The 14,275-nt window shown below is 38.7% G+C and carries 10 protein-coding genes and 2 pseudogenes; 11 read left to right on the top strand and 1 reads right to left on the bottom strand.

Annotated features, from left to right (window positions below; translation table 11 throughout):
* Window positions 1–175: 175 nt before the first annotated feature.
* Window positions 176–796, bottom strand: coding sequence for a TVP38/TMEM64 family protein (locus QM917_RS02055; RefSeq protein ID WP_281334666.1), 621 nt, complete (start codon window positions 794–796; stop codon window positions 176–178).
* Between the two features lie 212 nt (window positions 797–1,008).
* Between QM917_RS02055 and QM917_RS02060 the strand changes: the two genes are divergently transcribed.
* From QM917_RS02060 to metE, 11 genes and pseudogenes are all read left to right on the top strand, one after another.
* The gene (locus QM917_RS02060) at window positions 1,009–4,071 is read left to right on the top strand and encodes a type I restriction endonuclease subunit R (RefSeq protein ID WP_414284589.1); all 3,063 of its coding nucleotides are present in this window, start codon (window positions 1,009–1,011) and stop codon (window positions 4,069–4,071) included.
* Window positions 4,071–5,675 carry an HsdM family class I SAM-dependent methyltransferase gene (locus QM917_RS02065; RefSeq protein WP_414284591.1) on the top strand — a complete coding sequence of 535 codons (1,605 nt, stop codon included), beginning with the start codon at window positions 4,071–4,073 and terminating at the stop codon, window positions 5,673–5,675. Before QM917_RS02060 ends, QM917_RS02065 begins: the two co-directional genes overlap by 1 nt.
* Window positions 5,668–6,909: a restriction endonuclease subunit S gene (locus QM917_RS02070; protein ID WP_414284593.1), complete on the top strand. Its 1,242-nt coding sequence runs from the start codon at window positions 5,668–5,670 to the stop codon at window positions 6,907–6,909. The genes QM917_RS02065 and QM917_RS02070 overlap by 8 nt, the downstream gene beginning before the upstream one ends.
* Window positions 6,864–7,631: a hypothetical protein gene (locus QM917_RS02075; protein ID WP_414284594.1), complete on the top strand. Its 768-nt coding sequence runs from the start codon at window positions 6,864–6,866 to the stop codon at window positions 7,629–7,631. Before QM917_RS02070 ends, QM917_RS02075 begins: the two co-directional genes overlap by 46 nt.
* On the top strand, window positions 7,631–9,916 hold the full coding sequence (locus tag QM917_RS02080) for a DEAD/DEAH box helicase (protein ID WP_414284596.1): 2,286 nt from the start codon (window positions 7,631–7,633) through the stop codon (window positions 9,914–9,916). The genes QM917_RS02075 and QM917_RS02080 overlap by 1 nt, the downstream gene beginning before the upstream one ends.
* 58 nt (window positions 9,917–9,974) lie before the next feature.
* Window positions 9,975–10,157, top strand: a pseudogene (locus QM917_RS02085) (addiction module toxin RelE); the annotation flags it as partial.
* Window positions 10,150–10,419: pseudogene (locus QM917_RS02090) on the top strand (HigA family addiction module antitoxin); the annotation flags it as partial. The pseudogenes QM917_RS02085 and QM917_RS02090, both read left to right, overlap by 8 nt.
* A gap of 22 nt (window positions 10,420–10,441) precedes the next feature.
* Entirely contained in the window at window positions 10,442–10,846 is a 405-nt protein-coding gene (locus tag QM917_RS02095) for a YbgA family protein (RefSeq protein ID WP_414284646.1), read from the top strand.
* Window positions 10,830–11,195, top strand: a complete 366-nt coding sequence (locus tag QM917_RS02100) for a TIGR02328 family protein (protein WP_414284598.1) — start codon at window positions 10,830–10,832, stop codon at window positions 11,193–11,195. Before QM917_RS02095 ends, QM917_RS02100 begins: the two co-directional genes overlap by 17 nt.
* Before the next feature lie 185 nt (window positions 11,196–11,380).
* On the top strand, window positions 11,381–11,674 hold the full coding sequence (locus QM917_RS02105) for a helix-turn-helix domain-containing protein (protein ID WP_185776784.1): 294 nt from the start codon (window positions 11,381–11,383) through the stop codon (window positions 11,672–11,674).
* Between the two features lie 351 nt (window positions 11,675–12,025).
* Window positions 12,026–14,275, top strand: coding sequence for a 5-methyltetrahydropteroyltriglutamate--homocysteine S-methyltransferase (gene metE / locus QM917_RS02110; protein WP_414284600.1), 2,250 nt, complete (start codon window positions 12,026–12,028; stop codon window positions 14,273–14,275).

A 14,275-nucleotide genomic window follows, 5' to 3' on the forward strand; every position in this document is an offset into this window, starting at 1 on the left:
GAAAATCAAATTCAAACTGCGTCAACGTCGCCTTGCCGTATATATGTTACTGACTTCGTCAGTTCTATCCACAACCTCAAAGCAGTGCTTTGAGCAACCTGCGGCTAGTTCCCTAGTTTGCTCTTTGATTTTCATTGAGTATAAAATTGAGTTTTTGATCAACTTTTTTTAGTGATCAGGCGAACATTTGCCAAAAGTAATCAATGATGTAGGTCAAGCCGTATGTGTAAACGACTAGGGTAAAGGGCTTGGTCAGGACGATAATGGTCATGTAACGCTTGAAGCTCATCTTGGTTAGAGCTGCCAGCATACAGAGAAAGTCCGCTGGACTAACTGGCCAAATCATCATAAAGATAAAGAAGCGATCAAAGCGATTACCCTTGTCTAACCAACCGATGTACTTATCATAGGTACGCTTGCTGACGACAGACTGAACAAAGGGTGCTCCGTAGAGGCGAACCAGGTAAAAGATAATGGCGCAACCAATAACGATTCCAATATAGTTATAAATAGTTCCAATAATGTGACCGTAGATAAAGACACCTGCCACAGAGGTTAGAGCACCAGGAATGATAGGAACCACCGTCTGTAAAATCTGTAAAAAGATAAAGAGTGGAGGTCCCCAGATACCGGCCTGTTGGATAAAGGCAGATAGGGTTTCCTTGGAATGCAAGACTCCAGCCTGATAGGCCCAGATACAGAAAATCAAAGTACCAACTCCACCGATGATGGAAGAAATATTAATTGCTTGCTGTAGAAGGGGAGAAACAGCTTTCATTTGTTTATCGTGTGACATGTAAACTCCTCTTGTCTAGTATGATTCTACTATACCATATTTTGAGGAGAAAGACTATTTGTATTACGAAAGTGAAGTTAGTGAAATCAGAAGTTTTTCTGATAGGACTATGATATAATAATAGATAATTAACTATGTGATAAAGTGGAGAGATAGTCTGAAAGATATTGTTAGTACAAATAGACAGTTCAGACTAGCAAAAGGAAGTTTTTATGGTAAAAAGAAAAGATTTTTCTGAATTAACCAGGGTCCAAATCCCAGCAGCTCTGCATCTCATGCGTATGGGCTATACATATCTTCCTCGCAATGGGAAGGAGATTGCAGAAAGAGATCCAGATACCAATATCCTCGTATCTGTTTTTAAGGAGCAATTTTTAAAATTTAACAACTACTTGACTGAGGATGACTTTGAGAGAGAACTTGCTAACATCAAACTAGAGTTGGACCAAAATGATTTGGGACGGGCTTTTTACAAACAAATCAGTGGAGAAACAAGCACGACCTATATTGATTGGGAGAATCCTGAAGCCAATACCTTCCATCTGGCTCTTGAAGTTACTTGCCAAAATGGTCAGGATGAATTTCGTCCGGATATCGTTATTTTTGTCAATGGTCTGCCTCTTTCTTATATCGAAGTGAAACAGCCCAATGCAATTCGTGATGGCAAGACTGGAATTCAGTCAGAGCAGGACAGAACCAGATACCGTTTTGAAAACCGTAAGTTCCGTCGTTTTAACAATATCACCCAGTTGATATCCTTATCTGATAACTTAGCGTATATCAGTGGACAAGGTCAGCAAAAACAGGGTTCTTATTACGGTTCAAACGCCTATTCAAAAACCAAATTTAATGCTTTCAAGGAAGAAAGAGAAGAAGATTTTCTTCATTCCCTTGCCACGCTAACCGAGGACCAAATCGACTTTGTCCTAGAAGACATGAAGCGCTTTGCCCTCAAATCTCAGCCAGAATTTACAACAAACCTAAATCCTGATACACCTTGCAATGCCTTCTTGTCTTCTTTGTATCAGAAGGAACGCTTGCTCTTTATGCTTCGTTTTGGTCTGGTCTATGTCGAAGAAGAAAGCAAGGACGGTCAGATGCAGTTGCAGAAGCACGTCATGCGCTATCCTCAGTATTTTGCGACACGTGCTATCGAAGAAACAATTGCAAAAGGTGTCAAGAAAGGGGTTATCTGGCATACCCAAGGTTCAGGTAAGACTGCCTTGGCTTTCTTTAATATCCGCTATCTAACCAACTATTTCTCAAAAGAGGGAATCGTTCCTCAGTTTTACTTTGTCGTCGATCGTTTGGACTTGGCAGACCAGGCCTTTAAGGAATTCACCAAACGAGGCCTCAAGGTTAAGCGCATCAATAACCCACAAGAACTCAATCAAAAACAAGACGGCTATGATGTCGCTGTGGTTAATATCCAGAAGTTTAAGGATGATTCAGATCTGACAGACCGCTCTGGTTATGACCTCAATCGTCAAAATGTCTACTTTATCGATGAAGCCCACCGTTCTTACAATGAACGAGGTTCCTACCTGCCAAATCTCTATCAGGCAGATACCAAGGCAATTAAGATTGCCTTGACAGGAACGCCCCTCATCACCTATAAGAAAGATGGCAAGACCAAGGAAAGTCATGCGACCACGCGTGATATCTTTGGGGACTATATCCATAAATATTACTACAACCAGTCTATCGATGATGGCTTTACCCTACGCCTGATGCGAGAGGATATCGAGACCTCCTATAGGGACAATCTCAGATCCATCAACGAAGAGATCCAACGAGGTGACCTGTCCAAGGAAGATATCTTTGCCCATCCTCACTATGTGGAGCCTATGCTAGACTTTATCATCGAGGACTTCAATCGTGCTCGTGATTTGGTATTTGATGACCAGACTATTGGTGGCATGATTGTCTGTGATTCGTCCAAGCAGGCGCGTGAGCTTGAAAAGCAATTGGAAGAACGTCGTCAAGCCGGCTCAACCAAGTTGACTTCGGCTCTTATCCTCCATGACGAGGGAGACAAGGAAGAGAAGAAGGACAAGGTAGACGCCTACAAGGAAGGCAAGATTGACCTTATCATTGTCTACTCCATGCTCCTGACAGGTTTTGATGCGCCTCGTCTCAAACGACTCTATCTAGGGCGCAAGATCAAGGCTCACAATCTTTTGCAAACACTAACCCGTGTTAATCGTCCTTACAAGGACTACCTCTTTGGCTATGTCATTGACTTTGCAGATATTTCCAAGGAGTTTGACAAGACCAATCGTGCCTATCTGGAAGAGCTCAACCAAGAGTATGATTCGACCCTGACTGGGGAAAATGGTGAGGATGTTTTTGGCTCGCTCTTTGTGTCAGCAGATGAGATTTCTCAAGAGTTGAGCAAGACCGAGCATATCCTCATCGACTATCCAACGGACAATCTAGAATACTTCTCCCAAGCTATCAATGATATCAAGGATAAGAAGCAGTTAATCGATCTTCGTAAGGCCTTGGAGTCTATCAAGCAGTACTACAATATCGCCCGTCTCCTTGGCTACCAACACCTGTTCCAGCAGATTGACATTGCCCAGATTGCAACCCTGCTCAATGTCCTCTCTAGAAGGATGCTGACACTGTCTCTGATCGATAAACCAGACGATTTCTCCAGTAGGACTCTCTTAAATCTTGCCATGTCTGAGACTAGCTTTAGCTTTGTCAAGATTGCAGAGGAAGAACTCCGTCTAGCAGCCAATGACTTGGAAGATTTGAAACGTCGAGTTGCAAGTGGCATTAAAAAACAACGTGATGAAAAGGATCCTGAGTGGGTCTCTCTCTACGAAGAATTCCAGCGCATCATGAAAAAACACCTGATCCATGGCCAAGAAGGCTTCACCATGGAGAATATCAAAGAAACCCAAAAAGACTATGAAGAACTCTTTAAGTCCGTGGAGGACTATCATACTCGTATGAGACGCTTAACCATGAACTTTAACGGAGATGAGATGGCAGCTCGTTCCTACAAGCACGTGACCAACTCAACCACGGTCAGTGAGTTTCCTGCTATCTACCATGTTATCAAGGGTTCTAAAGTTAGACTAGACCGTAAAATCGGTCAAAATCAAGGAGTGCTCGATAACGAGGACTTTCTCAAGAAGATGATTCGAGAAGAAGCTCGGATTGAAATGAAAACCAACCAATCTGCAAGTAGTTTGACAAGAGAGGATTTTAATTATATCGTCGAGTCACTATTTGAAGGATATGAAGAGGAATACCAACACTAATGAATGAAACATACAAAGTCCAAGTCCAAGGCTTGGTAGATGATTTGAAAGCTGTCTTTACCCACGCGGGACTAGGAGGAGAAGCGGGTGAGTACAAACTCCTTACCCAGTCCTTCCTCTACAAATTTTTAAATGACAAGTTTTTGTATCAAGCCAAGGTCCTAGATGAGTCCAGCACCTATGAAAATTTGTTGGCTATGAGTGAGGAAGACTACGACTGGCTCTTGGAGGATATCGGTACCAGCACAGCTTGGCTCAAGCCAGACCAGTTGATCGAAACCCTACACCGTCAGCAAAATGAAGCGACTTTCTACGAGAGTTTTGAAAAGACTCTTAATCAGATAGCTATTGACAATAACGATATCTTCTCTGTGCATACGGACGGAGATACGGCCATTCGTCTCTTTGACGAGCGTTTGATTACAGATACCATCTCAGATAGCAGTAAGCGTAACGAGGTGGCAAAAGCTATCATCAATCTCCTTGCACGCGTCAAGTTTGATGAGACCATTTTTTCACAAGGCTTCGACTTTTTCTCTACTCTCTTTGAGTATATGATCAAGGACTACAACAAAGACGGTGGTGGTAAGTACGCTGAGTACTACACACCTCACTCTGTGGCTAAGATTATCGCTGATATCTTGGTAGGAAATGACCAGCCATCAAACGTGCGTATCTATGACCCATCTGCTGGTTCGGGAACCTTGCTGATGAACTTGGCTAGTCGTATCGGTGTGGATAAGACCACTGTCTATAGTCAGGATATCTCGCAAAAATCGTCTAATCTCCTCCGTCTCAATCTCATCTTGAACGGACTGCAACACTCCATTCATAATATCGTACAGGGAAATACTATCATCGCTAACCGTCATCCTGAAAAGATGGACTATATCGTGTCTAACCCTCCTTTCAAGCTGGACTTTTCAGAGTGGCGTGACCAAGTGGAGATCTTGCCAGAAGCCAGTGATCGTTTCTTTGCAGGAGTGCCAAAGGTTCCAGCTAAGTCTAAGGACAAGATGGCGATTTACGAGCTCTTTGTTCAGCATATCATCTACTCCTTGAAGCCAGATGGTCAGGCAGCCGTTGTCTTACCGACAGGATTTATCACAGCCCAGTCAGGGATTGACAAGACCATCCGTCAACACTTGGTGGATAATCAAATGCTGGCAGGTGTTGTCTCTATGCCGTCCAATATATTTGCAACGACAGGTACCAACGTCTCCATCCTCTTTATCGATAAGAAAAACAAGGGTGATGTCGTCCTCATCGATGCCTCAAACCTAGGAACCAAGGTCAAGGAAGGCAAGAACCAAAAGACCGTGCTGTCTCCTGAGGAAGAGCAGAAGATCGTCGAGACCTTTATCAAGAAGGAAGCCGTCGAGGACTTTTCTGTCACCGTCTCTTATGAGGATATCAAGGAAAAAAACTATTCTCTCAGCGCAGGCCAATACTTTGACATCAAGATCGACTATGTAGATATCACAGTAGAAGAATTTGAAGCAAAGATGACCGCCTTTCAAGATAAACTTTCAAACCTCTTCCAGCAATCGCATGCATTGGAGAAGGAGATTGAAGAGCAAATGAAGGGGTTGAAGTATGAGTGAGTGGAGAAAAAAACAACTACAAGAAATTGCTTTTTTAAAACCAACGGAAACTCTAAAAAAAGGGGATATTGCTCCCAACATACCGATGGCAAACATTAAAGAATTTCAGAGAGATGTTGTAAAAATTGATTATGGTGAATTTAGGGGTGGAACTAAGTTTAGAAATGGTGATACCCTTTTAGCAAAAATTACCCCATGTTTAGAAAATGGGAAAACAGCATTCGTCAATTGTCTTCAAGAGGATGAAATAGGCTTTGGGTCCACGGAATTTATTGTTTTAAGAGCTAAAGAAAATATTGATGAGCGGTTTTTGTACTATCTATCAATTAGCCCAGAGTTCAGAAAACAAGCGATTAGTCTGATGGAAGGAACTTCAGGTCGAAAAAGAGTAAATGAAAATGCTTTGAAAATCTCAGATTTTTTGATTCCAGATTTAGAAGAACAAAGAAAAATTGCAAATATTCTCTCAGCAATTGATGATAAAATCCAAACCAACAACCAAATCAACCAAGAGTTGGAAGCTATGGCCAATTCTCTCTATGACTACTGGTTTATTCAGTTTGATTTCCCAGACCAGAATGGCAAACCCTACAAATCATCAGGCGGAAAGATGGTCTATCACCCAGAACTCAAACGCGAAATCCCAGAGGGGTGGGGAGTGGAGAATCTTAGAGACTTTGAATCGAAAATTATTACTGGAAAAACACCTTCTAGGGCAAATAGTGATAATTTTGGAGGTGAAATTCCTTTTATAACAATTGGAGATATACGAGGAAATACTTTTATTTATAGCACTTCAGAATCATTGACTGATTTAGGAGCAAGCGTACAACAGAATAAGTATTTACCTGAAGGTAGCTTATGTGTTTCTTGTATTGCGACAGTGGGTGAAATTGGATTTACGACTGAATGGTCTCATACAAATCAACAAATAAATTCAATTGTTTTTGAGGATGAAACCAATCGATATTATCTTTATTTTGCGTTGAAAAATTATTTTGAAAATGCTAATGCGAGTGCAAAGACTGGAAATACTTTTGCTAATATGAATAAAGAAGATTTTTCGGGAATTAGAATTATTCTACCAAATAAAGAAATCAAAAATAATTTTCAAGAAATTTCAGAGCCTTATTTTGCACAAATCAAGTGTTTACAAGGACAAAACCAAGAACTCACCCAACTTAGAGATTGGCTCTTGCCAATGCTGATGAATGGGCAGGTGAAGGTGGAGTAGAGTCACAGTATAGAGAGGATTTTTTTATGGGGGATGTAATTGAATGCTTTAAGATATCAGACAAAGGATATTCCCTTCCAAACGTGATTTTTATTAGAATAGAACCCAGTGATTTAAAGGTTACAATTAATGATATTATTTGTTCACTAAACAATCTTTCTTGGATTGAGACTTTTGACAAAGAATATATAAAAAAATCTTTTAAAATTAGGGCTAGTAAAACTGCTGAGCACTTATCAAATAATTTAAATAATTTTGCACAAGATAAAGTTACTACTGATATAGGAGAAACAGTAGTATCAGAATTATCTAGACTAGCAATTGTTAAAGAATTAGAATATCGTGATATACCTTTAGCTGAATTGTTTAAACAGAAGATTTCAGGTAATCATGGATTTGATTTTTTTTCTGAAACGTTATCTCAATTTATTGTATTTGGTGAGGCCAAATATGTTTCGAATAGTAATGGATATGGCAGAGCATTGGAGCAAATAGAACGATTTATTATGGAAGAAAGAGATACTTCTGATTTAAATGACATAGATAAATTTGTTTCTGATTTATCCTTGAATAATCATACTCAAAATAATAAAGCTTTTGCATGTGCTTTTTCTGCTACAAGTATTAAGTCAGAAACTTTAATTGATAATATTTTAAATAACGATCATTTTAATAAAATAAAGCATCATAGGGAAATAATTTTAATCGCGGTGAACGTTTAATGGAAAATATAATAAAAAAAATTATATCGAACGAAAATGTCGAAGAGATTTTGAAGTTAACGATTGAATCGATATATAAAAACGGCCCCACTTCTACTACAGATTTAGAAATTTTATGTTATATAAAAATATTTAATCCAGAACTATTCAAACTGTATGAACATCAAATTTTAAAATTTATGGGCCTGCACTTTAAAAATTTAAGTACGGAATCACTCTTAGAAGTTGTTTTTGGTATGTATCAAAGGCATATTGAAGAGGAATACAACATAAAATATACTCCTGTTCAATCAAAAATTGTCGATGAAACTCATAGTAATAAATATTTCAGTTTTTCTGCACCTACAAGTACTGGAAAATCATTCGTTTTTAGAAAATTAATTGAGGAAAGTGATAAAGATGTGGTAATAGTAGTGCCATCAAGAGCATTGATTAATGAATACTTTGAATTATTAAACGAGCAGTTTACTTCCTCTGATATAAATCTTTTAACCTTCGTTGATAAAATAAATACTAAACATGCAACAAGAAATATTTTTATTTTAACTCCTGAAAGATGTAAAGATTTATTTAAATTCAAAAATGATTTTGATGTGGACTTTTTTTTGTTTGATGAAGCTCAATTAGGTGATGAAAAAAGTGCTCGTGGTTTATATTTTGATAGTATTATTAGACGAGCAAAACGTAGTTTTCCAGGAACAAAGTTTATATTTGCTCATCCATTTATTGAAAATCCTAATGCACAGTTTGAAAAGAATAATTTTGAACAAGAACAATCAAATGCAAGAAATTTTAACATAAAAAATGTTGGACAAATATTTTATTCTCTAGATAAAGATAATAGCTTTTATCACTTTGGGATTGATAAGAATATTATGGGTAAAAGTAGAGTGAAATGTGATTATGACCCAATTGAAATTGTTCTAAGTGAGAATGGAAGTGTACTAGTATTTTGTACGAAAACTAGTATACTTAGTCGTAAAATTTTTAAAGAATTTGAAAAGTATCTTCGTTTTTGTGAAGTATTATCTGATCCAGAGGCGTTGAAAATTATAGCTGAAATAGCTGATATCATTGGTGGTAGTGATGATATAAATGAAGATAGATATTCTGAAGTAATTAAATTTCTTAAAATAGGAGTTGTGACTCATCACGGTTCTATGCCTTTAAGAGTTAGAAGTTTAATTGAAAAGTTTACTAAATCAGGTTTTTGTAAAATTTGTTTTGCTACATCTACTTTAGAACAAGGGATAAATATGCCTTTTGATTTAGTTTATTTGAATCATTTTACGGAATCAAAGCCGTTAGCTATAAAAAATATTATTGGACGAGCAGGTCGAAGTACATTAGATAAGAAGTTTGATTATGGAACGGTAATTATCAGACATTCTAATATATCAGCTTTTCGAAAAATAATGCATAGTCCGAGTAAATTAAGAAGTAAATCATTATTGGATGATACTCTTTCAGGCAACTTGAGCGATTTGGAAGAATTTAGAAAATCAATTAATGACGGCAGTTTTTCAGATGAGTATAATTTAACGCCAAAACAGATTGAGGTATTGTCTACAGATGATAGTTTAAGTCTAGCTCATAATATTATTGAATGTTTATTTATAGGTAACGATTTTACAGAATTAAAGCAAATCGATAATAGAAAATTATCTAATGAATTTGAGAAAGTTTATGAGTTACATATCGGAAGAATATTATCCAATGGCGAAAAATCTGTAATTGATACTAGCGTTCAAATAATGATCTGGAGGATATTTGGGAAATCCTTCAAAGATATTTGTTTCTATAGGTATGCATATGTGAGTCGAAAAACAGAAAGAGAAAATCCATCAGTTGATAATAGTGAATTAGATTCTCAATTTGTGATGCCTTGTAGTGATATTCCAAATAAGAGTTTGTCTGCATTTCCTCTTTTTCCTCAAGGAACCAAAGCGAGTGATGTTAACTATGATTTAATTGTTTTTGATACTTATGACTATTTAGATAAAATTCTAAATTTTAGATTAGAAGATATATTTGTAGCTCTTTTCCATAAATACTTTGAAAAAACGGGAGATCTAAGAGCCGAAAAATTAGTTAAATTAATTAAATATGGTACCGATTCGGATAAAAAGATATGGCTTCTGAGATATGGTTTTGATTTTGATGATGTCGAATGGATAGAACCATATGTTCAAAGCATAGATTCCACAGGTATAGAATTTGACAAAGAAATTTTACAGGAGTCTGAAAAACGACTAAAACTAATTTATAGGTACTACAATGAGTAAAAGATATGAATTGTAAGAAGAACTAGTTGTAATTTTATAAATTGTAATTTTTTCTTCTCAATATCACTCCTACCAACTTAAGGGAAAGAGACAAGGACAGTTTGCTTTAGATATAGATGGCCGAAAGAGTTCCTATCGGTTGATTGTAGAATTTCGGGAGGAGGATCTTAAAAAGGTGTTTCCAAGTCCCGTTGAAATCGAAATACTAAAAATAGAGGAGGTCAGCAATCACTATGAGTAGTACAATTGTTGAATACAAAGACCTGATTGCTTTTCATCCAGGTCAATATATTGGAGAGTTAATTGAAGATTATAACATGACCCAGAAAGAATTTGCGGAGAAATTGGGGGCATCATCAAAGACAATTAGCCAATTAGTGAAAGGTGAGGAATCGATTAGCAATGAGATCGCTCAGAAGTTAGAGAAGTTTACAAATATTTCGATGAAAACTTGGCTCAATCTTCAAAACGCTTACGATGTAAAAATGGCGAAGTTCTTAGAGTAAACATGGTATAATGTCAATTATGAATAACAACAACCAACGTGCCCTTTGTCAGCAACTCTGGGCGGAAAATAAATACCTTGTTTTGAGTCATTCTAGCAATATTTACAAGGATATTCGCCAGTATCTCAAGCAAGAAGTGGTGGAGCTGAGTCAGGTTCAAGAGATGATTGACCGTGCCTGCCAGATTCCAGAACACAGGGGTCAGGTTTGCAATGCTTTTCAGCATATTTGGGGCTATTTTAAAAAGCAAGCCAGCCTTGACGAGCGTAAAGACTATATGCTCTTGCTGGATCGCTATCGTTTTGGTCAAGCTTCTAAGCAAGACTTGATTGCTAGGACTAGAGATTTGCTTGAGCGTTACCCAAATACTTATCTGCAACATTCGACCTTGCTGAAAGGAGACTCCCATGAGACTTTGGCATGAAGCTTTGATACCACAACTTCCCCGCCCTCAGCTCTTGGGACAACATCGAGAGTGCTGCGCCCTGCGTGGCAATGGCTGGGGCAGAAAGCATGCGACGGTGGACTATGTCTTTACCCATTCTCCCTATCGTCTCTATGCCTATCATTTCTTGATCATGGAGGAGATGGCTAGCCGTGGCTACAATGTCAGTCCAGAGTGGCTGGACAAGAACTACCGTGGCAAGACCTGCCCTCCTTATCAAGACTTAGCAGAGGAAAAGCTGAAAAGTCCAATCTATAGCGAACATGATGCTAGCTACTATGAGGAGTGTCTGGCAAATCTCCGTGACAAGGGGATAGAGCTGGAGTAAGAGTCAGGATTAACTCTAATTTAGAACTCTTTTCGTAATTTTTTCGAATAATAAAAATGAGACCTTTAGAATGATTCTAAGGTCTTCTTTTTGTAAGTATTTGGATTTACTTTTAATAACTTTTAAGTTATAATTTTAAAAAGCCAAGCGTGAACTGAAGGAATTAAAAGAAAGAGGGTTAAGTGATGAAAAATAGTGCCATTGGGAGTAACTGGAAGGATGTTCGTTCAGAGCTTTTTACCAAGGAAGAAATTCTTGAAAGTGATATGCGAGTAGCTATCATGAGTGAGTTGATCGAAGCTAGACATGAGCAAGGTATCAGTCAGAAAAAGCTAGAGGAACTCAGTGGAGTAAGCCAACCTGTCATAGCTAGGATGGAAACAGGAAAGACCAGCCCTCAGTTGGATACGGTCTTAAAAGTTCTTGCCAGTTTAGGCAAGACACTAGCAGTCGTCCCACTTGAACAGAAAAAAGGTTGATAGGGAAGAAATGACTTGGTTTGCTAAAATCGCCCACTGGATAATTTTACTTCCCGTCCGCACTTTATCAGGGAAATATCAGAATTACAAAAGAAAACCAACCTATAGTCTTTTCTAATAACAAGTCATAGTCACTTATAAGAATTACTAATAACGCGTTTGAGTATTTCAACTAAAATACAGCCAAAAACAAGCTATACAAAGGATTTGAGGCATGTGTCTCAAGTCTTTTTCTTTTGTCTAAAACAGAGATATAGTTTCAAACTATATCAAATCCTAATTTTTTACAATTATACAGACGCTTTCTTTTCTGTTAAGATAGTTTCAACAACAATTTTTGGAGGACAAAACATGTCAACTACAATTATCGGTTTCCCTCGTTTGGGTGAATTCCGCGAATTAAAATTTACAACTGAAAAATACTTTAGAAAAGAAATCTCAGAAGAAGAACTCTTGGCTGCGGCTAAAGAATTGCGTGCAAAACACTGGAACATCGTCAAAGAAAAAGGCATCACTGAAATCCCATCGAATGACTTTTCTCACTATGACAACTTCTTAGATGCTGCTTTCCTTTTCAACGTAGTTCCTGCTTCAGTACAAAACTTGGACTTGTCTGATCTTGAACGTTACTTTGCTTTGGGACGTGGTTACCAAGGAGAAAAAGGGGATGTTCGTGCCCTTCCGATGAAGAAATGGTTCAACACTAACTACCACTACATCGTTCCAAAATTTGAAAAAGACACTCAAGTAAAATTGGCTGGACACAAAATCTTTGATGAGTTCCAAGAAGCTAAAGAACTTGGTCTTAACACTCGTCCTGTCCTTGTAGGACCATTCACTTTCCTTCAATTGTCAGACTTTGAAGAAGGTGTGAAAGCAGAAGACTTCGTAGATAGCTTAGTAGCTGCTTACCAAGATGTTTTTGCGAAATTGGCTGAACTTGGTGCAACTCGTATCCAACTCGACGAAGCTGCTCTTGTCAAAGACTTGACAGAAGAAGAAAAAGCCCTCTTCTTGAACCTCTACAACAAACTCTTGGCTGACAAAAAAGGTCTTGAAGTCTTGCTTCAAACATACTTCGGTGACGTTCGTGACGTTTACGCTGACCTTGTGAAATTGCCAGTAGATGCGATCGGTCTTGACTTCGTTGAAGGTAAGAAAACTCTTGAACTAGTTAAAGGTGGATTCCCAGCTGACAAGACTCTTTATGCAGGTATTGTCAATGGTAAGAACATCTGGCGTAACAACTACGAAAAGAGCTTGGCTGTTCTTGAGCAAATCCCAGCTGAAAACATCGTTTTGACAAGCTCATGCTCACTTCTTCATGTGCCATTTACAACTGCTAATGAAGACTTTGAACCAGCTATCTTGAACCACTTTGCTTTTGCAGTTGAAAAATTGGATGAAATCCGTGACTTGGATGCTATCCGCAGCGATCAAGGAGCAGAAGCTCTTGCAGCTAACAAAGAACTCTTTGCGACTGAACGTGTTGGTGAAAATGCTGAACTTCGTGCGCGTATCGCTGGATTGACTGACGCAGACTACACTCGTTTGCCAGCCTTTGCAGAACGTGAAGCAATCCAAGAAGAAGCATTCAAACTTCCAGCTCTTCCAACAACAACGATCGGTTCATTCCCTCAAACTAAGGAAGTTCGTGCTAAACGTTTGGCCTTCCGTAAGGGTGAATTGTCACAAGAAGAATACGATGCCTTCCTTGCTGAAACGATCGACGAATGGATCAAATGGCAAGAAGAAGTTGGATTTGACGTGCTTGTACACGGTGAATTCGAGCGTAACGACATGGTTGAGTACTTCGGTCAAAACTTGTCAGGTTACCTCTTCTCTAAAAACGGTTGGGTACAATCATACGGTATGCGTGGGGTTAAACCACCAATCATCTGGGGTGATGTGACTCGTCTCAACCCTATCACTGTGAAATGGTCTAGCTATGCACAAAGCCGTACTGACAAACCTGTTAAAGGTATGTTGACTGGACCTGTTACCATCCTTAACTGGTCATTCCCACGTGAAGACATCTCTATCAAGGATTCTACTCTTCAAATCGCTCTTGCTATCAAGGATGAAGTTCTTGACCTTGAAGCTGCAGGCGTGAAAATCATCCAAATCGACGAGGCTGCTCTTCGTGAGAAATTGCCACTTCGTCGTAGCGACTGGTACGAAGACTACCTTGACTGGGCTATTCCAGCCTTCCGTTTGGTACACTCAACAGTAGCACCAGACACACAAATCCACACTCACATGTGTTACTCAGAATTTACAGATATCATCCCAGCTATCGACAACTTGGATGCAGACGTTATCTCATTTGAAGCTAGCCGTTCAAACCTTGAAATCTTGGACGAACTCAAAGCGAAAAACTTCCAAACAGAAGTTGGACCTGGGGTTTATGATATCCACTCACCTCGTGTGCCTAACGAAGGCGAAATCGACCACACAATCGAAGCAATCCTTGCTAAAGTTCCAAGCAGAAAAGTTTGGATCAACCCTGACTGTGGTTTGAAAACACGTGGTATTCCAGAAACGAAAGAAAGCTTGATCCGCCTTGTAGAAGCTGCCAAAGCTGCGCGTGAGAAATTGTAA

The sequence above is a fragment of the Streptococcus infantis genome (genome assembly GCF_047460685.1).
In the GTDB taxonomy this organism is placed as follows: domain Bacteria; phylum Bacillota; class Bacilli; order Lactobacillales; family Streptococcaceae; genus Streptococcus; species Streptococcus infantis_AD.

Bases quoted from the DNA above. Each gene is read 5' to 3' on its own strand.
- QM917_RS02055 (WP_281334666.1), bottom strand. From the start codon at position 796: ATGTCACACGATAAACAAATGAAAGCTGTTTCTCCCCTTCTACAGCAA.
- QM917_RS02060 (WP_414284589.1), top strand. From the start codon at position 1,009: ATGGTAAAAAGAAAAGATTTTTCTGAATTAACCAGGGTCCAAATCCCA.
- QM917_RS02065 (WP_414284591.1), top strand. From the start codon at position 4,071: ATGAATGAAACATACAAAGTCCAAGTCCAAGGCTTGGTAGATGATTTG.
- QM917_RS02070 (WP_414284593.1), top strand. From the start codon at position 5,668: ATGAGTGAGTGGAGAAAAAAACAACTACAAGAAATTGCTTTTTTAAAA.
- QM917_RS02080 (WP_414284596.1), top strand. From the start codon at position 7,631: ATGGAAAATATAATAAAAAAAATTATATCGAACGAAAATGTCGAAGAG.
- QM917_RS02095 (WP_414284646.1), top strand. From the start codon at position 10,442: ATGAATAACAACAACCAACGTGCCCTTTGTCAGCAACTCTGGGCGGAA.
- QM917_RS02100 (WP_414284598.1), top strand. From the start codon at position 10,830: ATGAGACTTTGGCATGAAGCTTTGATACCACAACTTCCCCGCCCTCAG.
- QM917_RS02105 (WP_185776784.1), top strand. From the start codon at position 11,381: ATGAAAAATAGTGCCATTGGGAGTAACTGGAAGGATGTTCGTTCAGAG.
- metE (WP_414284600.1), top strand. From the start codon at position 12,026: ATGTCAACTACAATTATCGGTTTCCCTCGTTTGGGTGAATTCCGCGAA.